At 72.0% G+C, this 26,029-nt stretch carries 18 protein-coding genes; 6 read left to right on the top strand and 12 right to left on the bottom strand.

Annotation, left to right across the window (positions count from 1 at the left end; all coding sequences use genetic code 11):
• Positions 1-9: 9 nt before the first annotated feature.
• The 4 genes from AB0K60_RS35640 to AB0K60_RS35625 form a co-directional block, all read right to left on the bottom strand.
• A complete protein-coding gene (locus AB0K60_RS35640; RefSeq protein WP_364065588.1) occupies positions 10-231 on the bottom strand; it encodes a hypothetical protein in 222 nt (73 codons plus the stop codon).
• Positions 228-6,443, bottom strand: a complete 6,216-nt coding sequence (locus tag AB0K60_RS35635; protein ID WP_364065585.1) for a hypothetical protein — start codon at positions 6,441-6,443, stop codon at positions 228-230. Before AB0K60_RS35635 ends, AB0K60_RS35640 begins: the two co-directional genes overlap by 4 nt.
• A gap of 492 nt (positions 6,444-6,935) precedes the next feature.
• Complete coding sequence (locus AB0K60_RS35630) at positions 6,936-7,190, bottom strand: hypothetical protein (RefSeq protein ID WP_364065582.1); 255 nt, start codon at positions 7,188-7,190, stop codon at positions 6,936-6,938.
• Positions 7,191-7,413: 223 nt separating this feature from the next.
• Entirely contained in the window at positions 7,414-7,959 is a 546-nt protein-coding gene (locus tag AB0K60_RS35625) for a hypothetical protein (RefSeq protein ID WP_364065579.1), read from the bottom strand.
• A 48-nt stretch (positions 7,960-8,007) separates the two neighbouring features.
• On the opposite strand from AB0K60_RS35625, the gene AB0K60_RS35620 reads away from it, so the two are divergent.
• The 4 genes from AB0K60_RS35620 to AB0K60_RS35605 are packed head-to-tail and all read left to right on the top strand — an operon-like array spanning position 8,008 to position 10,673.
• Positions 8,008-9,375, top strand: coding sequence for a helix-hairpin-helix domain-containing protein (locus tag AB0K60_RS35620; RefSeq protein WP_364065576.1), 1,368 nt, complete (start codon positions 8,008-8,010; stop codon positions 9,373-9,375).
• On the top strand, positions 9,330-9,905 hold the full coding sequence (locus AB0K60_RS35615) for an ATP-dependent RecD-like DNA helicase (protein WP_364065573.1): 576 nt from the start codon (positions 9,330-9,332) through the stop codon (positions 9,903-9,905). The genes AB0K60_RS35620 and AB0K60_RS35615 overlap by 46 nt, the downstream gene beginning before the upstream one ends.
• The gene (locus AB0K60_RS35610; protein WP_364065570.1) at positions 9,905-10,234 is read left to right on the top strand and encodes a hypothetical protein; all 330 of its coding nucleotides are present in this window, start codon (positions 9,905-9,907) and stop codon (positions 10,232-10,234) included. The genes AB0K60_RS35615 and AB0K60_RS35610 overlap by 1 nt, the downstream gene beginning before the upstream one ends.
• A gap of 58 nt (positions 10,235-10,292) precedes the next feature.
• On the top strand, positions 10,293-10,673 hold the full coding sequence (locus AB0K60_RS35605; protein WP_364065567.1) for a VOC family protein: 381 nt from the start codon (positions 10,293-10,295) through the stop codon (positions 10,671-10,673).
• A 17-nt stretch (positions 10,674-10,690) separates the two neighbouring features.
• On the opposite strand, the gene AB0K60_RS35600 is transcribed toward AB0K60_RS35605, so the two are convergent.
• From AB0K60_RS35600 to AB0K60_RS35585, 4 genes are all read right to left on the bottom strand, one after another.
• A complete protein-coding gene (locus AB0K60_RS35600; protein ID WP_364065564.1) occupies positions 10,691-12,085 on the bottom strand; it encodes an AAA family ATPase in 1,395 nt (464 codons plus the stop codon).
• A 289-nt stretch (positions 12,086-12,374) separates the two neighbouring features.
• Entirely contained in the window at positions 12,375-13,835 is a 1,461-nt protein-coding gene (locus AB0K60_RS35595; RefSeq protein WP_364065561.1) for a hypothetical protein, read from the bottom strand.
• Positions 13,832-15,034, bottom strand: coding sequence for a hypothetical protein (locus AB0K60_RS35590; RefSeq protein WP_364065558.1), 1,203 nt, complete (start codon positions 15,032-15,034; stop codon positions 13,832-13,834). Before AB0K60_RS35590 ends, AB0K60_RS35595 begins: the two co-directional genes overlap by 4 nt.
• Positions 15,031-15,936 (bottom strand): hypothetical protein, encoded by a 906-nt coding sequence (locus tag AB0K60_RS35585; protein WP_364065555.1) that lies wholly within the window; start codon positions 15,934-15,936, stop codon positions 15,031-15,033. Before AB0K60_RS35585 ends, AB0K60_RS35590 begins: the two co-directional genes overlap by 4 nt.
• A gap of 140 nt (positions 15,937-16,076) precedes the next feature.
• On the opposite strand from AB0K60_RS35585, the gene AB0K60_RS35580 reads away from it, so the two are divergent.
• Both AB0K60_RS35580 and AB0K60_RS35575 read left to right on the top strand, forming a co-directional pair.
• Positions 16,077-16,289: a hypothetical protein gene (locus tag AB0K60_RS35580; RefSeq protein WP_364065552.1), complete on the top strand. Its 213-nt coding sequence runs from the start codon at positions 16,077-16,079 to the stop codon at positions 16,287-16,289.
• Positions 16,290-16,330: 41 nt separating this feature from the next.
• The gene (locus AB0K60_RS35575; RefSeq protein ID WP_364065549.1) at positions 16,331-16,693 is read left to right on the top strand and encodes a DUF2809 domain-containing protein; all 363 of its coding nucleotides are present in this window, start codon (positions 16,331-16,333) and stop codon (positions 16,691-16,693) included.
• Positions 16,694-16,761: 68 nt separating this feature from the next.
• Here the strand turns inward: AB0K60_RS35575 and AB0K60_RS35570 are convergent, their stop codons facing one another.
• Genes AB0K60_RS35570 through AB0K60_RS35555 form a run of 4 tightly spaced genes read right to left on the bottom strand, consistent with a single transcriptional unit; the run spans position 16,762 to position 25,923 of the window.
• On the bottom strand, positions 16,762-18,144 hold the full coding sequence (locus AB0K60_RS35570; RefSeq protein ID WP_364065546.1) for a TIGR02679 family protein: 1,383 nt from the start codon (positions 18,142-18,144) through the stop codon (positions 16,762-16,764).
• Complete coding sequence (locus AB0K60_RS35565; protein ID WP_364065543.1) at positions 18,141-22,967, bottom strand: SbcC/MukB-like Walker B domain-containing protein; 4,827 nt, start codon at positions 22,965-22,967, stop codon at positions 18,141-18,143. The genes AB0K60_RS35570 and AB0K60_RS35565 overlap by 4 nt, the downstream gene beginning before the upstream one ends.
• On the bottom strand, positions 22,964-24,364 hold the full coding sequence (locus AB0K60_RS35560) for a DUF2398 family protein (RefSeq protein WP_364065540.1): 1,401 nt from the start codon (positions 24,362-24,364) through the stop codon (positions 22,964-22,966). Before AB0K60_RS35560 ends, AB0K60_RS35565 begins: the two co-directional genes overlap by 4 nt.
• Positions 24,364-25,923, bottom strand: a complete 1,560-nt coding sequence (locus tag AB0K60_RS35555; RefSeq protein ID WP_364065537.1) for a TIGR02677 family protein — start codon at positions 25,921-25,923, stop codon at positions 24,364-24,366. Before AB0K60_RS35555 ends, AB0K60_RS35560 begins: the two co-directional genes overlap by 1 nt.
• Positions 25,924-26,029 lie beyond the last annotated feature (106 nt).

Raw genomic sequence — 26,029 nt, 5'->3', positions numbered from 1 at the left:
GCTCCACCCTCATGGGAGGAATGGCTGGACTTGAAACAGGTTTCGATAGGTCAGCGATTGTTCGCTCTTGATGGCCGTTATCAAGCTGTCAGATCCATTCATCCAGCCTTTACTTGATGAGACAGTGCGACTGGTGTTCCGGTCGTCGATGGTGATCGTCCGGGCGTTGGTGCGCTCGCGGCGAGGCTCCGCGGTGGCGAGCAGCAGGCCGGACAACGGGTCGGGGCTCATGTCGTCCCCTTTTGCTTCCGGGCGTCGCGTGTGGCCTTCGTGAGGACCGGTTCGGGGGCAAGGGCGCCGTTGGACCGGGGAACCAGGGCGCCGAGCATGCGGAGGACCTCGATCACGTCGGTGCTGGTCGCGTAGCCGAGGTGCCGGAGGGAGTCGGCGCGCAGTGGGTCGTGGCCGTCCTCGGCCGCCATGGCGAGGTAGTCGGCGAGGTCCTCGGGGCGCTCCGGGCCGAGGTCGATGAGGAGATCCCACGCGGTGGAGAGGGCGGGGTCCGCGCGTACGCCGGTCGCCTGGACGAAGGCGTCGGCGTTCGCCTCGAGCCAGTCGCGGCAGGCGTCGAAGCTTTGCTCGCGGACGGGCTTGGAGTTCTCCAGCACCTTGCTGATGAGGAAGGGCCAGCCGCCGGTGCAGGCCAGCAGTTCGGCCTGCCAGGCCTCATCCAGGAAGTCGAGGTCGGGGTCGTTCATCCACTGGCGTACGTCGAGCGCCTCGTACCGTCGCAGTTCCAGCGGGGAGACGGCACGGCCGACCTCCGCAGAACCCGTTGAGACCGCCGTCCACAGCGAGGCGAGCTCGGGCGGGGCGATCATCACCACGGCGACGCTGCCCGCGTGCCGTGCGGCGACCGCCTCGACCGCCTCCTTGAGCTTGGCGAGCGCCTGCCGGCGGCCGCGGTCGCGCAGGTTGACCACGACGATGCCGTGGTCGCCGGAGTCGCGGGCCCTCCTGATCGCGCCGTCGAAGGTGTACTTGGTGGCGCGCAGCACGTGGGCCATGCCCTGCCGTGCCGCCTCCTCCTCAAGCGCGGCCTCCACCCGCTCGATGTGCAGCGCCGGGGAGCCGGTGATGAGATGGACGATGTTGCGGGGGCCGAGCAGCCAGCCGGCCTGGCCGGCGGTGAGCGGTGAGCGGTCCGGGCCGCCCTTGTAGGCGGCGCGGTAGAAGTGCGCGTCGAAGGAGTCGGGGAGGTCGAACTCCTCGGCGTTCTCCAGCACCGCGCCGATCTCGTCTTCGCCGCCGAGCAGGGTGAGCACGTGGGGGGTGCGCAGGCGGTAGCGGTCCTCGTCGGAGGCGAGCACGCCGAGGTTGACGCACTCCTCCAGCAGGCCGCGGAAACCGTCGGTGGTGCACTTCTCGAAGCCGGTCGGCCACCAGTAGAGACACTGGCCGCGCAGCTCGGCGACGGTGAGGGTCGTGTCGACGCCGTTCGTCAACGCGTTGAACGCCACCGTGTAGGCGATGACCTTGTACCGCTTGTCCAGGTTGAGGGTCCATTCGAAGCGGTCGCGGAAGCCGGCGGCGAGCGTCTTGTCCCGCCAGACCGCGGCCACGTCCTCCCGGGTGATCTCGTACGGCAGGCCCTGGCTCTGCACCGGCACCCGGCGCAGCCGCTTGAGCAGCGCGTCGGCGAACAGCTGGATCAGCGCGGGGGCGTTGTTCGCCTCGGCGATCACCCGCGCGGCCAGCGTGGGCGGGAAGCGGAAGCCCAGCGCGCCGAGCGGGCGGGTGAGCAGGTCGAAGGCGTCCTGCGGGTCGAGCGGGCCCACCGGGATCGGCGTGCCGAGTTGCGGCAGCGGCTGGTTGGACAGGCTGTGGAAGCGCTCGGTCTGGTGCAGCCCGGCGAACACCACCTTGACACGGTTCTCGGTGACCTGCATGAGGTCGCGCAGCGCCTGCACGTTGACGAAGTTCGCGTTCGCCGCGTCCTGGGTGAGGAAGGCGTCGGCCTCGTCGAGCAGGATCAGCAACTGGCGGTCCGGGTCCTCGTCGATCCAGTGCTTCACCGCCTGGCAGATGCGGGTGCGGTCCTTGAGGGAGGCGTCCGACACCGGCAGCACGCCCTCCTTCGCCAGCAGGGTGGCGAGCCTGGTCCACAGCGTGTGCTCCAGGGACACCTTGCCGATCTCCTGGATCGTGTCCATGATCACTACGCGGCCCGGGTCGTTCTTGCGGATGTCCCGCTCGGCCTTGCGCAGCAGGGCGGACTTGCCGAGTTGGCGTCCGCCGTACACGATCGACGAACCCGACCTGCCGGTGACCTGTTCGAGCTGCGCCGTCCGTCCGTAGAACATCTCGACCGGGACGTCGCCGGTCGGCGCGTACGGGTTGGGGGCGCTGAAGGGGGCGAGCAGGCTCACCGTGGCCGCCCAGCTCGCCTCCGGCAGGCAGGCCAGGTAACTGATCGCCGCGTCGTCGACGACGAGGGCCGGGGGGCGGGGGCGGCGGCGGGCGGTCGCGGCGAGTTGCTCGCGCTGTGCCGGGGAGAGCACGCCGAAGTAGAACACCAGGACGCTGCGGTCCTCGGGTTCGTCGCGCAGCCAGTCGGTCAGTTGCTGGGGGCCCGGCTGCTTCCACACCAGCAGCAGCCGCAGGCTGTCGCCGGACGGGCTCATCCGGGACCCGAACTCGGGCAGCGGGGCGTCGCGCGGCGGCACGTCGGACAGCTTCGTCCACATCCGGTTCTCCGCGGCCGTGATCGTCTCCGGCCGACCCTCAAGACCGATGATCCGCAGCACGGCCTCGATGCGTGATCGCAGGATTTCCCGGCTCCTCGGGTCCTCGGACATGGCCCGCCACTGCCGCAGCCCTTTCGCGGAGTTCTCGCGGCAGCTGCGCTGCAGGGCGTGGTGGTCGATGCCCGCCTGGCGCAACGTGTCGCGGAGCATGGGGTCGGCCACCTCGGCGTCCTCGCGGATCGCCTCCAACAGGACGGTGATCCAGCCGTCGCCCTCCTGCCTGCGGCCCCGGCGTCCGGCCATGCTCGCGGCGGCGTCCGCGAACGCCCGGGGGAAGGCGGGGAAGAAGCAGCGCAGGTGGTCGATCTTCTCGGTGTACGCGGGGGGCTGTTTGCCCGCCTCGGCCTGGGCCAGGCATTCGCGGGCCGTGGTGAGATCGCCGCTGGCGAGATATTTCCTGATCGCCGCCTCGGCCTGCCGTACGTCCGGGTTCGCCGCGGCCTTCCGGGACAGCCGCTCCTCCTCGGCGGCGATCTGGGCGGCGCGGATCCGGGCCGCCTCGGTCTCCACGTCGTCCAGTTCCCTGCGGATGCGGCCGAAGTCGCTGCGGTCGGGGTGGGCGAGGGCCTGCAGCCGGACCTCGAAACGGGTGGCGTCGGTCTCGGGGAGCACGCCGTCCCTGCGCCACTCGGCGAGGCGGTCGCGGACATGCTCGACGCGCTGGTCGCGGCCGTGGCTCGCGGCCGTCACCAGCCGGTCCCGCTCCTGCCGGAGCTCCGCGGCGAGATCGGGGTCGGTGTCCGTGATGACCTTGATGATGGCGTCGGTGCCCTCGTGGTCGTCCCGGGCCGCGCGGCCGTCGAACGCGGCCCGCCAGTCCGCGTCGGTCATGGCGGCGATCTCGACGAGCACCTGCGGCGCGGGGCGCTCGAGCGCTTCCAGGGTCTCCGCGTCGACGGGTACCTCGGGCGCGAGCAGCAGATCCTGGTTGAGGACGACGGGGGCGTCGGGCTCGTGTTCGCCGAGCGGCTCGCCGTCGAGCAGACGCGCCGTGGCGTCGAGCAGTTTGAGGGCGGCCTCGACGGCGCCCGGGTCACGGCCGCCGGTCAGCGCGGTCATCTCCGCCGAGAGCACGGGACGGTTGGCGGCCAGGGTCTGCCGGAGTTCGGCCAGCCCGCGGGTCAGCCATTCGCCGGAGCCGTCGGGATCGCGTGCCTGGACCTCGCGGACGGCCGCCGCCCAGGTGGCGACGTGGGTCACGGCCTCGTCGATCAGTTCGGCCAGCTTCACCCGCGGCCCTGCGATGATCTTCTTGTTGCTTGCGCCGGAGACGCTCCGGTATTCGGCGTCGATGAGACGGTCGACGACCGCGCCGCCGCGTAGTTCGTCGAGTTCCTGAACCACTTCGTGGAGGCGGGCGACGTCGTCGTTCGCCGCGACGCCGAGCAGTCGTCCGATGCGTCCCTCGGGGCGGATGAGGCTCTTCCACACGTCGGTCGCGCGAGCGAACTTGATCTTCCGGCGGGGCAGCTCGTCCAGCAGGCGGGCGCACACGGTCACCGCGCGATCATGGTCGTCCTCCGCTTCGACCACGCCTCGGATTTGGTTGGAGTAGGTCGGGATCAGATAGACCCCGCTCTTCAGGGCGCGGCCGAACACCGTGCCGCACTCGTGCAACGCCGGATAGGACGAGGACTGCGGGGTGAGCTCGTCCAGCAGTCGGGCGGCCTCCACGGTGGGCTGGATCAGGCCCGCCCGGATCGCGGCGCTCCAGGCGAGCAACCTGCCGCCCGGGTCGTCGGACAGGTCGTCCGGGCGGATTCGGCGGGCGATGTCCACGAAGGCCGCCGACAGACGTCCCGTGAATCTGGTGGTCCGGTCGGCGAGCGCGGCGCATCGCCGGGCGGCGAATTCGCCGTCGGGACGTCCTGCGGCGCGGCGCAGCCATGCGGCGAGGCCGAGCCGGTGCGTGCGGAGCGCCTCCGTCTCCGCTTCGCCGTACTGCCAGCCCGAGGCGTGGCTTTCGGGGGTGGGCGGGTTCGCCTCGGACGTCGGTTTCGTGCCGTCCGCGGCCTCGACGGTGGGGGCGGACGCGTCCGCGGGGGTCGCGCCGTTGCCGTCGGGCTTCGCGGCGGGCTTTCTCGCCGGAGGTGCGAAGCGGGCGGCCAGCTCGGCGTCGAGCGCGGGGATGTAGGGTGCCGGGTCGCCTTCGTGATCCGTGTCCGCAGCGGGGGGCGGCGGCGTTTGGGGGCCGAGGGTGCTGGGTGGACCTCCTCCCCCGTCGTCCTCACCCGCCGGTCCCTCTTCATCCGGATACGTGTGTCGGGCCGGTCCGTCTTCGCCGGTGTGGTCCTCGGGCTCTTGTTCCGTTTCCGTGTCCTGGCCGTTCTTTGTTTCGCGGGCGGTTTCGTCCTCGCGGTTCGCCTCCGGCTCATTGCCCGCCGAGGGCTCGTCGTGGCTTCCCTGAACGGGCGGATCGCCCTGCGGCAGGGGCTCCAGGCGGAGGTGGCCCCTGGTGGCGGCCCGAATCACCTTGTGCCAGCGGGGCGGCATCTCCTGGCGAGCGCGGTTCTCCAGGTCGTCCGCTTCGCCGCTGTAGAGGGCCCCCTGTTCGTCGGCGGACAACTCGATCAGAGCGGCGAGCGCCTCGAGACCGTTGGAGGTGCCCTTCGACGCCTCTTCGCGGATCTCCATGATCTCGGTTTCCAGCACCTGGGGGCCTGTCAGGTGGACGAGGGCGGCGACGCGGGCCGCCCGATCGCGCGCGGTGGCGATCTCGTTCGCGACCTGCTCCAGATCGAGCAGCGTGGCGGGCTCGTCTTCGGCGCCGACGCCGGCGCCGGCCGCTTCGGCGACGAGGTGGGCGGCGAGCCTGTCGAAGTCCTGGACCGCGTCCGCGATCGCCCGGATGTCGTCGTCCTGCGGCCGAGCACCCTCGACGAGCGCCTGGCGCGCGCGATCGGCGGCGTGGGCGGCGTTCGCGAAACCCTGGTGCAGACGGTCCATCAGCTGACGGGTGTCGGTGATCGGGAGGGTGACGGGGGCGGTGGCGTCCTCGGGCACGGGGGTGCGCTCCTTCGGGCAGCATTCGCAGGTGTGCAGGTTGACGAGCACGTCTCGCAGAGCCTGCAGGCCGATGGGGTTCTCCGGCAGTACGGGCGCGGTCGCCCGCAGTTTCCCCCACAGGCCGCGCGCCGTTTCCGCGGTCGTGTCGTCGAGCGCGTCCGGCGTGCCGGCGAGCAGGCCGAGGGCCGCGGGGGCCAGCGGCGTGCCGTACCGTGCCGCGCCGGCGAGGGCGAGCGTGCCGAGGCTGAGGGGGAGCGCAACCGCGAAGTACAGGCCGGTCGCGATGCGGCCGTTCTCGCGGAGGAACGCCTCGGCCGTGTCCGTCTGGAGAAGGCGGGCGCATTCCTCGGGCGAAGGTCCCTCGCCGGGGCTCAGGCAGTAGATGGTGGGGGAGGTCAGCAATTCGATGAGCAGGGAGCGCGTCTTCGCTCCCGGACCGCGCAGCATCGAGGTGAGGTTCGCGGCCACGGAGGGGGTCATCGCCTTCTGCCTGCGCAGGCCCAGCATGTGGAAGATCACGCGCTGCACGTTGGCGGGGTAGCCGCTCACCGCCGCCCGCAGTTCTTCGGGCTCCACTCGGGCGACCGCGCCTCGGAGGACCCGCTCCAGCTCCTCCTCGGGGAGTTCCGTGAGCGGGGACGGAACCGAGGGAGGGGATTCCTCATCCGAATCTGGTGATCGCCCTGGCAACGAGGGCACCTCCGTTGTCGTCGGCATCCAGCCCGAGAGATCCGGCCAGGTCCAGGGTCGTTTTTACGGACTTAGGGGGACCTCGCGGGACAACAATAGCCCTCTCTTTGTCTTGTGAGGGACATTCACGTGCCACATTGCACCAGAATTATCATCGGTTACGCATGGTCATCGGCGGACTGGACGCAGTCGACTACCTCAGAGTACGCAGGCAGGGCATATACCGGAGCTTCTTGGTCTAACGAGGGAGCTATCCGGCAATCGATGTAGTGCGGATCACTACGTCCGATACAGTCGTGAACTGCATATACGGGACTATGGACGGAACGTGATGGGTCGGCTAAACAAGGACAGCACCGCCTGAAAGGATCGATAACCGGCGGACGCGGCCAAGCGCCCTTAGCGCGATCGGACCGATGGGACCGGGAGCCCTGCGGGAAAGGTCCCGCAGGGCGGCATACGTGCGATGCCCGCGAGGCATCGGTCGTCTCCTCAGTAGTCGCGGTATCGGTCTCTGCAGTACTCCACACGCCAACTGCCGTACCGGTAGCATTCCTTGCAGTACCTGCCATACCTGTATCGCCATCGGCATCGTTGCTGGGATGTGTCCGCACTCCTGGGGGTGCCCTTTTCGATCGTCGCGCAGGGGGCGGAGACGACGGCCCCGGCGGGCTGCGCCCCGATCGTGCCGGTGACGAGGAACGCGGGTGCGGCCACCACGGCGGCGGCAAGTGCTCGTTTCAGCATGAATGCTCCATGATTTCGAGTGAAGAAGGTCCCAGAGCGGAGGCTGAGACTCGACGCGGCGCTTGATTGTTGTCCCGAATACGCCATAAAGGCGGCTAGCGCCACATTCCACCCTAGCCAGGTCCGCACCCATGCATTCCCCGGCGGAGGCAAAGCATCTTTTCCGATATGTCGGACTTATCAGTATAGGCAAACCAAAAGGGCGGCGATTTGTCGGTGCGTATCAGGCGAGGGAGCCGCTCTGCAGGCCCGCCCGATCGGGCACGACGCGCGGCAGCTCGCGCAGCCAGCGCCCGAGGTCGGACGGCCACCAGCGGCCCGCCGAGAGATTGCCGAGCGTGGCCGCGACCGCCGATACCGAGGCGGCGGCGGGCACGACGCGGGCGGGGGCGGCCCCGGCCAGTACGCCCAGCCACCAGTGCCGCCGGGTCGGCGACAGATCATCGGGCTCCAGGACGATGTAGTAGTCGGGCAGCACGAGGCGGTCGGCGTTCAGATCGGCGAGGGTGGTCTCGATGGCGACCTCCAGGCCGCCCACCGGCTCCGTGCCGTCGAAGAAGCCGGTCCAGGCGTCGCCGATCGCGGCCAGCGGATCGGCGTCGTGCACCACGTACGTCGAGGCGGCCCGCCCGAGCGCGGCGGTGACCTCGGCCGGGGTGCGGTCGCCGCGCACGAGGGAGCGCACGTTGTGCAGGCTCTCCAGGCCGGGGATGATCTCCGCGGCCCGCTCCCCCGCCACCACGACCACCGTGCTGCTCAGTCGTCGCATGGACGTAAGTCTAAGTAAAGTGCGAACGAGGGAGTGGTACGGGATCTCATGAACGAGCCGCGGCTGGTCATCGAGGGCGTCGTCGACCATCTGCGGTATGTCGGCCCGGATGGGTACACCGTCGCGTGCGTCGCCCCTGTGGACGCCGACGCCGGCGCGGCTTCCGGCGACGCGGAGATGGTGATCGCCGCCGGTGGGGCGCTGATCGGGGTGCAGCCCGGCGAGACCGTGCGCCTGACGGGATCCTGGTCGCGGGGCGGCGAGCACGGCGACCGGTTCGCGGTGGCCGAGTGCGTGTCCATCCTGCCCGCGAGCGTGTACGCGATCCGCCGCTACCTCGGCTCGGGCCTGATTCGCGGCATCGGCGGCAAGCTCGCCGACGCGATCGTGGGGCACTTCGGCGAACAGACGCTGACGGTCATCGACGGCGCGCCCGAGCGGCTCGTCGAGGTGCACAACATCGGGCCGGGCCGGATGCGGATGATCCTCGCGGCCTGGCAGGAGCAGAAGGCCATCCGCGAGGTGATGACCTTCCTTCAGGGGGTACGGCTCTCGCCCGCGCTGGCCGTCCGCATCCACCAGGTCTTCGGCGACGAGGCGTTGCGGATCGTGCGCGAGGAGCCGTACCGGCTCGCGGAGGAGGTGCGCGGGATCGGCTTCCACACCGCCGACCGGATCGCGATGGCGGTGGGCATCCCCGAGCAGAGCCCGCAGCGGATGCGGGCCGGGCTGCTGCACGTGCTGGATCGGGCGAACGCGCGGCTGGGCCACTGCTACCTGCCCGAGAAGTCGCTGATCGCCCAGTCCATGGAGGTGCTGGACGCCGACCCCGAGCCGCTGCGGGCCGGGCTCGACGGGCTGCGCGCCGACGGCAAGGCGGTCGTCGAGCTGCTGCCGGACACCGACGGCGGCACCGACGGCGGCCGGTCCGAGCCCGAGCCGGTCGTGTTCTCCCGCTGGCTGCACGTGGCCGAGTCGTCGGTCGCCGGCGAGCTGATCCGGCTGCATCAGGCCGCCTCCCGCCTGCCCGAGCGCGTACGGCGGGCGGCCGAAGGGGCGAAGGTCGAGGCGCTTCACCCGGACCAGCGGCGGGCGGTCGAGATGGCGTTGCGCGAGACCGTGTCCGTCCTCACCGGCGGGCCGGGGTGCGGCAAGAGCTTCACCGTACGGGTGATCACCGAGGTGGCGCGGGCCGGAGGGGCGCGGGTGGCGCTCGCCGCGCCCACGGGACGCGCCGCGAAACGGCTGGCCGAGCTGACCGGTCTGCCCGCGATGACCGTGCACCGGATGGTGCGGCCCAGGAACGACTCGCCGACCTCGCCACCCGGCGCATCCCCGCGCGGCGCGGCGTCGATCCCGACGACATCCAGGTGCTGTGCCCCGGCCGGCAGAAGGCCGCGGGGGCCGAGGAGCTGAACCGGCTGCTGCAGGAGCGCCGCAATCCGCACCGGCCCGGCGTGCCGGAGTACTGGACCGACGGCCGCGTCTTCCGCCCCGGCGACAAGGTCATGCCGATCCGCAACAACTACGACAAGGGCACCGAAGGGGTCTTCAACGGCGCGTCCGGCACGATCACCCGGCTGGTGCCGGAGGAGCGGCGTCTGGAGATCGCCATGGACGACGGGCAGACGGTCGTCTACGGCTACGACGAGCTCGACGAGATTCTGCACGCCTACGCGATCACCGTGCATCGCTCGCAGGGCAGCGAGTATCCGTACGTGATCATTCCGTTGACGACGGCGGCGGGGTCGCTGGTCTTGCGGCGCAACCTGCTCTACACGGCGATCACGCGGGCGCGGCGGACGGTCGTGCTGGTCGGCCAGGCGCGGGCGCTGGAGATCGCGGTGAGCAATCGGGGCATGCGGCGCAACACGTCCCTGGCCGTCCGCCTCAACCGGATCCTCGCCGCGCCGGAACTGTCGGTGCCGGATGAGAGCCTGGGGTGATGTTCGAGGATCCGCGCGGCGTGCTCGTCCGCGCATGGGAGGAGTCGCAGGCCGAGCGCCGTCACTGGTACGGCGTGGACGGCCGCGGCGGCCGGTGGCTGTTCGAGTCGATCGTGGGCGACGAGGGCGAGCTGTGGGCCGTCAAGCAGATCGAGATCACGCCCGGCGGCGAGGTCCGCCGGTACTGGTGGCGCCACCCGCAGGACGACCACGGCTTCCTCACCGACCAGCCGTTACATCCGCACGACGACGGCCTCGCCGAGCTGCCCGCCGACGCCTTCCACCAGGTGTGGCAGGCCAGCGAGTGCGCCTGCGGCGCGGGCGGGTGAGTCACTCAAGCGACAGCGGGCACACAACCCGATGAAGTGACCCATTCCGGAGGCCCACATGCCTGCACAGCTCAACCACACCATCGTCCACGCCACCGACAAGCGGCGCTCGGCGCGCTTCCTCGCCGACCTGCTCGGCCTGGACGAGCCCCAGCCGTACGGCCCCTTCATGGTGGTGCAGTGCGCCAACGGCGTGTCGCTGGACTTCATGGAGGTCCCCGGCTCGATCCGCCCGCAGCACTACGCGTTCCTCGTGACCGAGAAGGAGTTCGACGACATCTTCGGCCGCATCCGCGAGCTGCGTCTCCCCTACTGGGCCGACCCCGGCAAGCACCGCCCGGGCGAGTACAACACCAACGACGGCGGCCGAGGCGTCTACTGGGAGGACCCCGACGGCCACTTCCTGGAGATCATCACGGTTCCGTACGGCGGCGGCTGACCTTCCCGTCCGCGCCCTCACGCTGGGACGCGGTGGCGGGAAAGGTGGTCGAGGACGGCGTGGTTGGCCTCCCAGCCGTCGGGGAACTTGACCGGGACGTTGAGGTGGACGCCGCCGGTCGAGGGGTGGGCGTCGAGGAGTTCGGGGATGCCGGCGCGGGCGACGACGATGCAGGCGTGACGGTGGCGGGAGGTGAGCACGCACAGGCGGCCGGACTCCAGGTGGAAGGCGGTGGCGTCGCGGCGGCCGGAGAGCGGGTGCAGGACGATCGTGACGTCGTATTCGCGGCCTTGCAGGCGGTTGGCGGTGTCGATGGTGATGCCGTCGGGGGCTCCGGCGGCGGCGCAGGCGGCGCGGAGGGCGGCGACCTGGTCCTTGTGGGCGCAGCCGATCGCGATGCGGTCGGGGCCGACCGGGTGGGAGCCGTGCTCGTCGTGGGCGACCGGGCCGCGTTGCAGCAGCCGTACGGCGAGCAGGGCGCAGGCGCGCACCGCCTCGGCGTCGGTCCGTACGGCGTGGCGGCTGGGAAGCTCGTGCAGGGCCCAGCCGGACGCGGCGGCCTCGTCGAGGGTGCGGTCGTGGGCGACGGGGAATCCGGCGGCGGTGTACTCCAGGCGGCGTTCCCCCGGGCCGGTGCCGGAGCGGAAGCCGGTGAAGGGGTAGAAGGCGCGCGAAACGAGCGGGGCGGCGCTCGCGGGCAGCCGCCAGGAGACGGGCAGTCGGTGCACGGGCAGCTCGTTGTGGCGGGCGAGGACGGCCACCGCGCTCTGCATGGGATCCCAGGACAGCCCGGCCCAGCGGTCCACACCCACGGTCGAGAACGGGTCGAGCTGGCCGGGGTCGCCGACGAACAGCGCCCGGTCAAAGAGGGTGGCGATGGGCAGCAGCTTGTCCGAGCGCATCTGGTAGGCCTCGTCGACGATCGCCCACGGCAGGCGTTCGGCCTTGGTGAAGGCCCACTTGTCGGCGGTCGCGATCACGATCGGGCAGCCCTTGAGGTCGTCGAGGGCGTGCGAGATCGTGATGCCGTCGCGGGCCTCCACCCGGGGCGAGGGCGTGTAGCCGCGGGCGCTGAGGCGGCCCACGCGGAGCCGGGGGTCGGCCGTGGTGAGACGGACGGCGAGGTCGTCGACCTGCTCGTTCGTCTGGGCGACGATCATCAGGGGTTCGCCGGCGTCGGCGATCGCGCGGGCGGCGGTCACGACCAGGGTGGATTTGCCCGCGCCGGGCGGCGAGTCCACGACGACGCCCTGGTGCCGCCCGCCGGTGAAGTCGGCGAGCACGTCGGCGGTCGCCGCGGCGGCGGCCTGCGCCGGGGTGGCCGTGCGGTCCTCGCCGGGAAGGGCCGCGGCGGGGATCGCGGGCGACGGCGCGACCGCCGCCACGCGGAGCGGTTCGCCCGGGCCGGTCATCGAACACCTCCCGGCAGACCCTCGCCGTGAGACGGCGTGATCAGAAGCTGCCGCCCGCTCGCCGGATCCGTGTCGGGCGAGCTCTTCCCACGGGTCCCCCACTGCCGCAGGGGGGCCAGGCGCGGTCGCCCGCTCGCCGGATCCGTGCCGGGCGAACTCTTCCCACGGGCCCCCCACTGCCGCAGGGAGGCCAGGCGCGGTCGCCCGCTCGCCGGATCCGTGCCGGGCCACTTCTTCCCGTAGGTCTCACGGGTGATCAGATGCGGTTGCCCGGGAGCGGGAGAGGACCTCACGACCATTCCTCCATGGCGTCCTCGTCGGTGGGGACGTATTCAGCGGGCGGACCTCCGTGCGTCCACGGCGTCTCCTCCCGCGAAGGGAACGGAAAGCCGCGCCCCTCGCCGAGGTCGAGATCGGCGTAGCAGACGATCTCCCCGACGTCCGGGACGCTGCCGGGCGCGGGCCGCGCGCCGCGGCCCATGCCGTCGTTGACCTGGAGCACGACCGTGCCGGGCCGTACCTCGACCACCTCGTTCTTCTGCTTGGGCCGCGACGGGGAGACGAGGCGGTCGCCGGGCGCGAGCCGTACCGGATCGGAGGTCTCAACGGTGACCAGCGGCCGGTTGACCGGCCGCGCCCCACCCGGCGGGATGATCCTCCGCTCGGCCTCGACGGCGACGACCGTGCCCTCGAACGCCTTGCCCGCCATCCGGTGCTCGGCCATCACGAGCGGATCGTCCAGGGCCCGCCGTGCCTCGAAGTCCTGTAGCGCCCGTTCCATGTTCGACAGCCGCACGGCCGCGCCGACCGCGCTGTCGTGCCTGCCCCGCGGCGGCCCGCCCTCGGCCAGCCGCGTCGCCTCCCGGGTGAACTCGGCGCGGTCCCGCTCCCACCGCCCGGCGACCCCCGCCGCCGCGGGCAGCCCGCGCAGCAACCCGACGGCCCGCCACATCAGCTCCCAGGTCGGTTCGAGCTGCGACCGTACGGCGTCGCGCACCTGGGCGTCCGAGCCGGACGCGGCGAAGGCGCGGATCGCGGGCGCGAGCACCTGGGAGTCGAAGTCGGGCGCGGTCTCCGGCCCGGCGGGCGGGGACCACAGCATGTCCTCGGCCGCGGCGGCGGCCTCCGGACCGGTCATGCCGTCGGGCGGAGCGATCCAGCCGACGAGCGCGGCGAGGTTGCCGTCCTCCACCTGGCTCTGCCCGGTCGCCCAGTGCGCGGCGAGCGCCTCGGTCATCGCCACCAGCATCGACGATCCGGGAAACTCGCCCCTGTCGGCGAGGAACGTCAGCCACTGCCCGAGCACCGGCACCGACGGATGCACCGGATAGGGCCCGTCGGCGCGGCGGAACCGGGAGGAGCGGCCGAGCAGCTTGGTGAAGGCGATCCCCCGCCGGTTCGGCACGAGGATCTGCGGCGCGTCCAGGCTGCGTTCGTACGGGTTCCTCCCCTCGACCGTCTCGGTCCGCGCGGCGAACCCCTCGACGTACGGGAGCAGGATCGACGCCAGCTCGGCCATGAAGGCGAAGCGCAGGTCGCGGTCGCGCGGCTGCGGCACCGCCAGCAGGTACGGCTCCGCCGGGTCGGTGCCGATCATCGCGGCGAGCGGCGCGGCGGCCTCCCCGGCCAGACGCAGCGGGATGAACACCATCGGCCGCTCGGACAGGTGCAGATGCCGGACGGTGGCGATCGGCTGCGCGCGCCCCTCCCGCACGGCCCTGGCCCGTGCGTACGCGGTGAGCACGCTCATGCGACGGTCCCCGCGTGCACCTCGGCGACGAACTCCGCGCGGAGCGGCGCGTCGGCGTCGGGCGTGAGCCGCGTGACGAGATCCGCGTAGAGCCGGTGCGCGAGCCGCAGCTGCCCGGCGATCTCCGCCTGGTCCTCGGAGGGTTCGAGCGTGCCGTCGGCGAGGCCGATGACGACCGGGATGGACTCAACGCCGCCGAGCTCGTCGCGGGCGGCCCGGCCGAGGGCACCGGTGGATCCGCACTCCCGCGCCTCGGCGCGGCAGAAGTACGCCATCTCGCAGCTCGCCAGGCATTCGGGGGTGAACCTGGCCTCCACCCGCCGCATCGCCCGTGCCAGGTCGGCCGACGACCGGGTGGGCGTGCCGTCCGCGTCCACGCGCAGGTCGAAGGTGAGGTCCGGCGGCAGTTCGTCGAGGATGCGGTTGACGCGGGTGAGCCGGGAGAGCTGCCGCGTCAGCACGGTGAGCTGCTGGCGCACATCCACCAGCGTCGCCGTGGGCGTGTTGGCGAAGTCCTTCGGGCACACCAGCACGACGTTGTGCGCGACCCTGCCGGGGTCGATGCCCTCGGCCTCGAACATCGTGCGCAGCGCGTGCACGTACACCGCCGCCTGCCGCGCCGCCGCGGCCACCTTCGCGGGCTCGGCCTGCCCGTCCACGACCGCGAACGACTTGATCGCGACGACGTGGAACCGTCCCGCCGCCTGAAAGGCGATCACGTCCGGTTCCAGGTAGACCTCCTGCCCGCCCACGTCGAGCCGGAGCAGCGGGTGGTCGAACAGCGTCCCCGCGTCCTCGGGGTTCTCGGGGTTCTCGGGGTTCTCGGCGGCGCGGCGCAGCAGGGTCCTCGTGCGGGCGTGCCGTACGGCGTGACTCGCGTTGCCGCCGACGTCGGCGATGTCGTCGTAGGCCACCTCGGGGATCGTCAGCCCGAGCAGTTCGCGCAGCAGCCGCAGCAGGTCGGCGCAGCCGCCCGCCTTGACCTGCTCCTCGAACGCCTTCGCCCGCGTGATCGCGAACACCGACTGCCCGAACGGCACCGGATACCCCAGATGACGCGCGGTGGCCTGCTTGTCCACCCCGGCCGCGTCCAGCACCGCCCGCCGGTTGCAGCCCGGATTGGCGGCGAGCGCGGCGATCGTGCGCGCGTTGTGGTCCACGGCGGGCACGGGGCCTCGCAGGAAGTCCAGCCGGCTCACGCGGTCCTCCCGGTCCTGGCGGCCGTCCGCAGGCCCGCGCCGAAGAGCTGGGCGGCCGCGTCCAGATGCTGCACCGCCCGCTCCGCGGCGGCGGCCCGGCGGGCCCGGTCGGCCGGTTCGTGCACGGCGAGCTCGGCCCCGGCGGCGGCGACCACGGTGGCCGGGTCGGCCGCGCCGTACCCCTCGACCGCGCCGGGGATGGTGCGCGCCATGCGCGCGAGCAGCGTGTGCGCGCTCGGCGAGGCGTCCTTGCCCGCCTCTCTCAGCCGCATGATGTGCTCCGCGATGCGGATCGCCGAGGTGAGAAACCCGGTACGGGAACTGAGCGGCCCGATGATCCGCGTCGCCATCGGCCAGGTGCTGCTGGCCAGCAGCCCGCGCGCCGGCGACAACAGGTCGGCGGTGAGCGCGGCGCACAGATAGTACGGCCGCGCGTACGGCGCGGCGCGGAACGACCGCTCCTCGTCCCGGCGCAGGCTGCTGAGCTGCGCGGCGGTGACGTTCCCGCCGAAGAACGCCTCGTGCACGGCCACGATCAGCCGCGCGGCGGTGGGCACGCCCAGCAGGGCGAGCGCCTGATGCACCTGCTCCCGCACCGGCAACAACGGCGCCCGCGACACCGCCCCACCGCCCTCCGCGCCGAGCCTCGATCGCGGCCCCCCATTCGGCACAGCATCCGGCACAGCATCCGGCCGGAAATTCGGCCCCTCATACGGCCCCGCGTACGGCCCGGAACTCGGCCCGCTCTCCGCCTCGGGTTCGAGCGCCTCCTCCCAGGCACGCTCGGCGGCCCGCAACTCGGCCCGCAACCAGCGGGCGCGTTCGCGGTCACCTGCCGCCACAGCCTGCCTGACCTGCGTGCGAAGCCCGGCGATGCGCGCCTCGATCACGTCCAGTTCCACGCGCGGCACAGTAGCAGAGGCCACCCACAAAACCCGCCGCTTCCAGTCCCTTCCACTGATTTCCAGTGTTCACCCCCGAAATGGCATCCTTCCATCCTGAAATATCCGCATCTGTCCCCGAGAGTCCAGCAGAATCCCGTGTGACCACCCCGCCGCGAGAGCATGAGGTCCACGACATGCGCGTCCACGCCCACCCGGACACCACCCCGGTTCCCCGGGCCACCGGACCCGCCGCCGAGCCCAAGCCACAGCGCCACGCCGCCGACCGCGCCCCCGCTGGTCCGTACAGCCACAAGCACCAACAAGTGCGCCACCAGACCACCGCCGATCGCAACACTCCGGACCAGTTGTGAGAAACCACCTCACACAAGCCCGCCTAACGGCGCTGGCGGCCGTGGCTGCGACGGTGGCCGCCGGCCTGGCCATCCGCGCCCTGTCGGACGGCTCCTTCGCCAAGTACGTCGGCGACGCCCTCTACACCGTCCTGCTGTACGCGCTGTGCGTCCTGGCGATCCCCAGAATCCGCCCGCTCACGGCCACTCTCGCCGCCCTCGGCCTGAGCTGGGCGATCGAATTCCTCCAGCTCACCCCGATCCCGGCGGAACTGTCCCGGCAGAGCACCCTCGCCCGCCTGGTCCTCGGTTCCACCTTCAACCCCCCGGACCTGCTCTGGTACGCCGTAGGCGCGATCTCCGCCCTCCTCGTCCACACGACGGTACGCCGAGCCACCCGAAGGACGTCACACCCGTTCCCTTGAACCAGCACAAATCGAATTGCGGGACGAGGCTGCGCGGCCCAGGTACGGCGGAGCCGCGCGGCGGGGCGTCAGCCATGACGGGAGAGGTCGGCGATCAGGGGATCCGCGACTGCCTCCTCGTAGATGGCGTGGCGGTGGTGGGCCATGAGCTCGGCGAGCGCGGGGTCCCACGGCGTGGGCTGCGGTGTGCCATCGAGGGAGATGTGGTCTGATTCGGCGGTGACGGCGGCGACATAGTCGGCGGCGGACATTCGCCAGGGGACGGCCCCATGGCGGGTGATGAGGGAGTTGGTCATCGCGATGCCGGGCCAGTCGAAATCGCCGTGGTAACGCAGGGTTCCACCGCCCGACGTGATGATCTCGGCAAGACGGTGGAAGGCCGTTGAGGGGCGGCCCTCGGTGCAGAGCAGCGGGAGTGCGGCGGAGCCCAGCTCGGCGGACGCGCGGCGCAGGACCGCGGGATTCTCACAGACGTGCACGACCGGGTGGCGGACGGTGATCGGAAGGGCGGTGAGCTGGTGCAGGGTGACGTGGAAGGGAACGCCGAGACCGGCCGCCCCGGTGAGCCACTCCCCCAGCCCCGCGCCTTCCGCCGGGAGATTGAGCACGAGTACGCGGCTGGCGAGATCGTCGGGGACGACGCCGACGGACTCCCACAGCCGGCGACGCTCCTCCGCGCTGTCCGGCCTGGGGGTGGCGGTGCGGATGGCGATCGCCCGCAGGACGAGCCTCGGCAGGGCCTCAGCCGTCCGGCCCCGTCCGATGTTGAGGGCTTTGGTGTCCCCGGTCACTCGAACGGCCAACTCCGCCAGCGTGATCAGCGTCTCGGCTGTCGGCCGGGCTTCGAGGAACTCCAGCACCCTCACGGCCTGCGCAAGGGCGTCAGCGGTCTCGGGACGCCGCAGCAGTCTGCTCACGGTGCCGTCCTTGACCAGCGACGTCAGCCAGTCGCGGTACCAGGACGCCGACGAGTGCAACGGGCTGGATCGGGCGGCTTCCAGCACCGCCGATCGGGCGGCCGCGTCGGCGGCGTTCTCGGCGGGGCGATCGCGCAGCGGAGGGCCGATCTCCTCCAAGAGGGCCGGCAGGGTGAGACCCGTCGACGCCTGTACGGCGGCGTCGAGGTCGCGAAGCGGGATCTCGATACGGCCGATGCCGGGGCGATGATATTTGCCGGTGATCCCGGAGATGGCCTTGCGCTCGGCCTCCGTGGGGTCCTTGACGACGATCGTGCGGCCGAGGTCCCAGCCCGTACGCTCCAGCGAACGCCTGACGGCTTTGAGAAGACGGTGGAACTCAGGGTCGTTGAAGCGCGCGACACCAGTCGGTCCAGGCGAGACGGTCGAACCCGGCGAGACCGGACCGGGCGAGACGACCGGACCAGACGGAACACTCGAACCCGGCGAGACGGCCGGACCAGGCGGGATGTTCGGAGCAGGCGGGATGGTCATGCGGTGGCGTCCACTTCTTCGGAGCCGGTCTCCTCGGGGATGGGCTCCGCCGCGGCCATCGCGGACAGGAGGGTGTCGTCCGCGCTGAGCGGGGCGTGGCGGGTGGGAGCGATGCCGAGGAGGAGGGTGGCGAGGTCGTCGTTGCCGGCGAAGCCGGCGTCGGCGTCGATGGTCTGGGTGCCGTCCCAGAGCATGAGCATGGCGGAGACGGCGTGGGCGGACTTGTCGTGGTGCAGGTCGTAGTGGGCGGCCATGGGGACGGTGTCGAAGTGCACCCACAGGTCGTGGCCGGTCATGAACAGGTCCAGGTCGAACTTGACGGTGAGACCGAGCAGTTCGGGCTTGTAGCGGTCGTCGATGCCGGCGAAGGCCTCGTCGAGGGCGATCAGGCGGGGGCAGGTGGGCTTCGCCGAGGAGTACAGGGCGTTGGCGGCGGCGAACAGCGGCAGGTGGATGGCTGCGGATTTCTCGCCGCCGGACATCTCCTCGTGCTTGGCCTTGGTGAGCTTCACCTCGGGCTCGCCCGGGACCGCGAGGCGCAGCTCGAAGGTGTACCAGGTGCGATAGTCGAGGACGTCGGCGAGGGCCTGGCGGTAGGTAGCGCGGGGGTGGGTGGCGCGATAGTCGCGGATCATCTCGCGCAGCAGGCCGCGCAGCTCGGCCAGGCCGGACGGGCCGAGGCCGTGCGCGTCGCGTTCGAGGAGCTGGGACGCGGCGCGCTGGCGGTCGGTCATGCGATCCGAGCGGCCCCAGCGGATGCCGATGGCGGTGCCGGAGGACATGCGCCGCGAGCGGGTGTCCTGGTTCATGCCGACGACCAGATCCTTGGCGGCGAGCACGCGGTCGTGGATCTGCTGGGCGAGGCCGGTCAGCAGCTCGTCCTCCAGAACGGTGCGCTCCCGTTCCTCCAGCAACACGCCCTGCTCTTGCACGCGGTCGGCGATACGGCGGGCGAACGCGGCGACCGGGTTGCGTCCGCCTTCGTCGTTGACCCAGACCATGACGACGCCGGTCGCGCCCGGATCGTGGTCGACGCGGTAGTCCTCGCCGCAGCCGTCGAGCGCCTCCTGAAAGGCACGCAACGCCGCCGACATCTGGCCGGAGACGCTCTTCAACGCGCTCTCGCCGACGACCCGGACGCCGCTCAACGCTTCCCGGAAGGCGTCGAGCAACTCGGCGACCCCCTCCGGCAGAGCCGCACGAACGGCCGTATCGGGATCGATCGCGCCCCCGGCCGGACCTGCGTGATCCCCCACGCCGGAAGCGGCCCCGCCCTGCCCGGCGGCCCCGCCACCTTCGGCCGCCCCGGCGACGCCGGGCCCGCCGTTCGGCTCTCTCGCGTCGGTCTTCGCAGCGGGATCGGCAGCGCGATCATCCGTCGAGGCACGCCCCGGCGATCTCTCGGAGGCCGCCGCCCGGACGGGGGCCATGATCTGCTCGGGGTCGGGGCGTCCGAGCTCGGCGGGCCACGGGGCGGCGGCCGTGACGCCGAGCATCGGGCGAAGGTCGCGGTGGGCGTACGGCGCGAAGGCGGCGATGTGCTCGTACAGGTGGTCGAGTGCCTCGGCGAGGGACGTACGGCCGTGTTTGAGGTCGCTCCTCGCCGTGATCACGTTGTCGTGTTCGGTAGAGGCCCGGCCGTCGGCGTCCCGGTACGCCGCGCGGACCGCCTTCAGGCGGGTCTCGATGCCCTCGATCTGGGCGAGCACCTCCTTCAGCGGAGCGTCGAGGGACTGCTCACGCGCCTCGAACTCCTCGACGGAGGCCTTGTGCTCGGCCTCCTTGACGCGCAGAGCCTCGCTGTCGTCGGCGTGCTGCCCGCGCTGGCGGGCTATCGCAGCCTGGCGGGCGGCGGCGTCCTTCTCGGTGATGGTGATCTGGCGGCGTTCGGCGTCGAGGCGCTGAGCGGTCTGGTCGAAGTCATCGACGGCACGGGCCACGGCGTCCACGTCGTCGGGAGCGGTGGGCATGTTCCGCTCCGCCGCGGCCTGCCGCAGCCGACGACGGCGGGCATCGACCTCGGCGACGGCCGAGTCCAGAGTTCGGGCGTGCCGTGCCCGGGTCTCTCGTGCGGCGGCGAGCAGCGTGGCGTGGTGCTCGACAGCGCGTACGGCCCTGCTGACCGGTTGGGTTGCGGGCAGCTCGTCCTGGGCCCGGCGAAAGTCTTTCACCAGGGCGGCCACCAGCGCCGACTCTTCCTCGGCGATCTCCCGCTCGGCACGCAGGCCCGCGAGCAGCTCGTCATACTCGGAAAGCCGGGCACGCCGCCGGTTCGCCCGGTTCGTCGCGCCGATGAACTCGGGAGCCGGTTTGGGGCGTGCGCCGACGTACACGCCGTACCCGAACTGCGCCCGCACGGTCACGACGGGGACCAAAGCGGTGGGCAGCGCGTTACGGCCCGCCGAACCCGGGACCTGGCCGGCACGACCCCCATTCTGACCAGCCGAAACCACATCCTGGTGGGACACGGCAGAAACCGGAGCAGCGGACGCCGCGATCCGGTCCGCCGCAAGCGCGCCCTGCGAGGTCATGGCGGAGGCCGACGGAGTCGCGACTTGGCCCGACGGGTCCGCGACATGGCCGGTCGTGGCCGGGGCCGGGGCGGCATCGTGCGGCGGTGGGAGGAGGTCGTCGGCCAGGCGGATCGAGCGGAGAACGGCGGTGATGACCTCGGCGGGGACGAGGTCCTGGTCTTCCGGCACCAGGACGTCGGCGAGCGTCGGGCCGGCCGGGCGGTGGTCCTCGGGTGCGGCGATCAGGTAGCCGTCCGCCTCCCCCGCCCGTACGGCGGCCTCGGTGAGCGCCGGGTCGGGGTGGAGCCAGGCGGTGAGCAGCCCGGCTCCGTACAGGGCGCCTTCGATGCTCGCCGCCCGCGCCGGGTCCACGTCGTCGCCGAACCGCACGAGCCGCCACAGCGGCGCACCGGGCCGCCCGTCCCGGTCGGCGATGCGCAGGTCGTTCGTCGGAGGGGCGTCGTCCCGCTCGGCTGCGATCGCCGCCCGCTCCCGGGCGAGCCGGTCCAGGTCGGCGTCGATCGCGGAGACGCGGGCGGCCAGGCGTTCGGCGCGGGCGGCGATCTCCAGGCGGCGGGCGTCCGAGCGGGCGGTGAAGATCTCCACCAGGGTGGGCGCGCCGGGTTCGCCGAGGCGTTCGACCGCCTCCGTCAGTGCTTCGGCGTCGTCCGGCGTGGCGACCGGCTCGTCTGCGGACGTCCATCGTTCGGCCCACCGCCGCAGGTCGTCCCGGGTGGCGCGGCGGGCCTTCGCCAAGTCGCGGCCGGCCTCCTCGCAGCGGCCTTCGGCTTCGGTGAGCGCCTCCTCGGCGGTGTGGAGATCGCTCTCCGCCCGCTGCCGGTCGTGCTCGGCGTCGCGCATCTGCCGCAGGTGCGTACGCACCTCGGCGATGTCGTCACGGCGGGCGGTGCTGCGCGCCCGCGAGGTGACGGCGAGGTCCGCGCCGGTGTCCGCCGGGCCGTCGCCGTCGAAGGCGATGCCGGCGCGTTCGGCGGCGTCGGCGAGGTGGGTGGCGAGGGTGTCGATGGTCGATCGCCCCCGTTCGAGGCGTTCGGCCAGCTCGTCCGCCTCCCGTTCCAGGGCGGCCAGGTGCTCGGCGCCGGCGGCGAGCCTGGCCCGCTCTTTGACGATCTCCTCCTGGGTACGGGCGATCTGCCGCCGCTGCAGCTCGATGTCGTGTTGCGCTCGGTATGCGTCGTGTTCCCGGAGGGCGGCGAGCCGCCGTTCCAGCGCCTGCCGCTCCGTGTCGGCCTGTTGCCTCGCCTCGACGGCGGCCTCGTGCGCGGCGGTGGCCCGGCTCAGCTCCGCGGTCGCCCGCGCGATCGTCCCGGCGTGTTCGACGGCGACGGCCTTGGACGCCTCGATGCGGTCGAGCCGGTGCCGGGCGTGCGTACGCAGGTATTCGGTGTAGTCGGCGAGGAACGTCCGGACGGCGGCGTCGGCGACGCTGTAGTCGTCGAACTGCTTCTGCACGGCCGCGAGGTTCTCGAAGTCGCGGGCCGCCTGGTCGACGAGCAGTTCGTCGATGGGGCTGAGTCCGGCGGTGAGCGTGTCCGACACCTTGCCCGGGTCAAGGTCCTTGGCGAGCAGCGGGCGGCGCAGCGCCAGCAACAGGTCAAGCAGTTGCGTGTAGCGCTCACGGCCGAGCCCGAACAGCCGGGCGTCCACGGCGGCCCGGTACTCGGTGGCGGTGGAGAAGCTCGATCCCGGTTCGAGGATCGTCTTGAGCTGATTCTCGGTGAGCGGACGCCCGTCGAGCGTGAGCAGCCCGAAGTCGACGCCGAGCCGCCGCCCGGTGACGAAGAACGAGGTACGCACCCCATCGCGATTGCGGTGCGCCCGCAACCCGATGATCAGTGTGACGGTCTCGACGCCGTCGGCTCCGGGACCCCGTGCGGTGTCAGCGTCGGTGCGGTGAGGGGCGCCGGACTCGGGGCCACAACCGTTGCCGATGCCCGACCCGCGGCCAGAACCGGAACCGGTGCCGTCGCGGGAGTCGGCGCCGTTGCCCGAGTCGGCAGTACGAGCGAACTCCATCCAGACGTAGCCGTATTCGGCTTCCTGCCCCCGGTAGAGCAGGTTGGACTTCATCGTCCGGTTCTCGCCGCTGAACGGGTCGAGTCGCCGGGCGTCGGCCACGCCGTCGAGGACGAACGGGAACAGCACCTCCAGCGCCTTGGTCTTGCCGGACCCGTTGTGCCCGCGCAGCACGAGCCGTCCGTCGCCGAAGACGAACTCCTCGTCGGCGTAGTCCCACAGGTTGATGATCCCGGCCCGGCTCGGTTTGAACCGGTCGCTGCGGAGGTTCACGACGCTCCTCGTCCTTCGGTGGTGGGCAGCTCCAGCGGAAGCTGGTCGTCCTGGGGTCGTTCGGGCAGGGCCGCCCTGATGTTGCGGTAGCGCAGCGCCGCGGGCGGCACCAGCACTCCGCCGGGCACCGGGCGCAGCAGCGAAAGGTCGGACAGGTAGGAGATCGCGGCGGTGAGCAGGCCACGCGGATCCTGCTGCCACAGCCCCGTGAACGACGCTGGACCGAACTCCTCGAACAGCTCGTCGATCATCGTCTCGAGCCGGCTCATCTCCACCAGCGGCAGTTCGGCGGGGGGCAACGGCTCCGGGCCGGGCGCGGCGCCGTACTCCGGCTCGGGGGTGGTCCAGGCGAGTTCGGCCACGACACCCTCGCGCGGCAGCCCGGCGTCGACGCGCGCGACCAGGTCGGCGTGGTCCTCGGCGGGCGGCGGCGCCGGAAGCCGCGAGGGCGTGTGCGAGCGGTCCTCCAAAAGATCGGCGATCTTCGCCAGCAGCAGTCCGGCCGTACGGTTGACCGCCCCGCCGCGCCCCGGGAACGGCCGGTCGGTGAACGTGCCGCCGGGATCGGCCAGCATGATGCCCTCGGCCCGCCGTTCCACCACCAGCCCGGTGAGCCGGGCAAGATCGGCGGCGAGGGCCGGGGTGCGCAGCGCGTCGGCGATGGCCGGGTCGACGTCGGCGAAGTACACGACGGGATGTTCGACGAGCAGCCGCCGCGCCCGGCGCAACACGGCGTCGCGGGGCAGTCCCGGCCCCATCGGCTCGTCCAGCAGCCCGGCCACGCTGGTCAAATGCTGGATCGGCCGGGCCGGGCGGAACAGCACGGCGCAGATCTCGTGGTCGATGTCGTACAGCGCGTCGCCCTGTTCGGTGTCGCGCACCCACGACTCCAGCGAGCCGTCCGACAGCCGCAACGCGCCGCGGTCGACGAGCCAGTCGAGCACGTCGACGACGGCGGCCTTGTGCGCGACCACGGTCGGATCGAAGCCCAGCCCCTCGATCGCGTTCGCCGCGGGCGTGAACACCCGTACCAGGTCGGCGAGGCTGATCTCGACGCGGGAGCGCTGGAACGAGGCGAGCACCAGGCACAGGTACGCCAGCCTGCGCCGGTCGAACGGCTTGCCCTTGCGCGCGAACACCGACCGCTGCGTCGGATCCAGCGCGTCCAGCCGTCGCACGAGCCTGACCATGTGCGTGCTGGCGATGAGCGTGTAGCCGAACAACTCGCGCATGTCACGGGTGAGCTCGTCGGCCCAGCGCAGCACCTGGTCGAGCACGCCGGGCCGAGGCCGCGTCGGCGTGATCAAATCGCAGGTCAGCACCCGCCGTACGGCCTGCTGGTACGACCCGAGGTCGCCCGGCTCGACATCGCGCGCGGCACGCGTCCGTAACGCCATCACACCACCCCCAGCGGTCCGGACGACCCCTGCCCGGACGGACGTCCCCCGAGTTCCACCCGGAACCCGGGCAGATGCAGCCGCCCCTGCGTGGTGGCGATCGTGCTCCCCGCCGCGTCGGGCACCAGGCGGATCATCATCACGTCGTTGGCCCCCGTGCCGCCGCGCAGGCGCCCGGCCACCACCGAGCGGCTCTCCAGCGCCTTGGTCAGCAGTTTCAGCAGCACGCGGGTCTCGGTCGGGTCGAGCACCCGGTCGTACGCCCCCGCCGCGACCAGCCCGCCCGCGGCGGCGCGCTCGGCGGCACGCTCGGCCGCCTGGCTTTCGCGCAGCGCGGCGCGGGCCCCCCGGTTGGCGCGCACCGGCTGCGGCAGGCCGGGGGTGGGCGCCTTGCCGCTGCGGAACAGGGTGACCGAGATCTCCACGCCGGGCGCGTCCCACCAGGTGGATCGCGGTGAGATCTGCTCGTCGTCGTCATGCGCCCCGCCGGCGTGCCGCGCCGAGCGCAGGTTGAACGCGGCCCCCATCAGCGCGTGGGCCGCCCCCTCGTCGGGACAGTTGTGCACCCACTCGGCCAGGTGCCGAAGCTGCGACGACCGGTTGACGCCGCCGCGCTGCGCCTCGGTGATCTGCCGCAGCAGCGCGATCACCCCGGACACGGCGGTGCGGGTGGCGGCGCGCAGCTCGCGCGCCCGCGACGTGCCGCCCCCGGACGGCGACGCGGGGGGCGCGAACCAGGCGCGCAGCGCGTCCCACCGCCGCCGCCAGTCCTCCAGCCGGTCGGTTTCGCTCATGAACGGCCGCTCGTCGGCCTCGGCGGCCCGGGAGAGCAGCGTGGCCAGGCCGGTCTCCTCCACCTCGCGTACGGCCCGGTCGAGACGGGGCAGGTAGCGGTCCAGCTCGGACATGAAGTCCGACATGTGGGTGAGCAGCGCGTTCTTGTGCCGGAGGAAGGTGTCCGGCGAGGTGTCGGTGGAGCGCATGATCTCGCCGAGCGTCACGTGGAAGTGGGCCGAGCGGCGCCCCATGTCCTCCATGACCGAGTCCAGGCGGGACAGCCTGCGGTACACCTGCTCGGGACGGCCGGCCCGGTTGGCGGCGGCGAGCGCCTTGAGGTCCTCCAGGATGTCGGAGAACACCAGCCGCGACAGGTTGGCGTCCTGGATCCGCGCGGCGAGCAGCCCCTCGACGGCCGTGTACGCCCAGTAGCCCAGTTCGCTGAACTGGTACACCGACTGCCGGTTGCGGTAGCGGATCAGGCTGCCGGCCCGCGAGGCGTCGTCGAACCGGTGCACCACCCCGTCCTCGTACAGCGCGTCCAGCCGGTCGCGCAGGTTGCCGTCGAACGTGGGCACGTCGTCGTGGAGCTCGGCCAACTCGGCGAGCGCCGCCGCCACCTGCTCGCCGTCCACCTGCACGTGATGCACCTCGCGCAGCCGGTCCATCGCGCGCAGCACCCACAGGTACTCCACGTGATCGTCGCGCCGGGTGAAGTTGAACAGCCTGAACCGGTCGCTCACCGCGAGCGAGTCCAGACTCAGCGCCCGCTGGTCCGCCACACGACACCCCCTTCCGAGTCCACGACCGTATTGGACGCCACCGACACTCGCGACCCGCTCGCCACCAGGACGCCGATCCCGCATGGCGTTTCGATCTGGTTTATGG

It is taken from the genome of Thermopolyspora sp. NPDC052614 (assembly GCF_040678635.1).
In the GTDB taxonomy this organism is placed as follows: Bacteria; Actinomycetota; Actinomycetes; order Streptosporangiales; family Streptosporangiaceae; genus Thermopolyspora.
The sequence above is the reverse complement of the archived record's forward strand: the minus strand, read 5'-3'. Positions and strand labels throughout refer to the sequence as shown.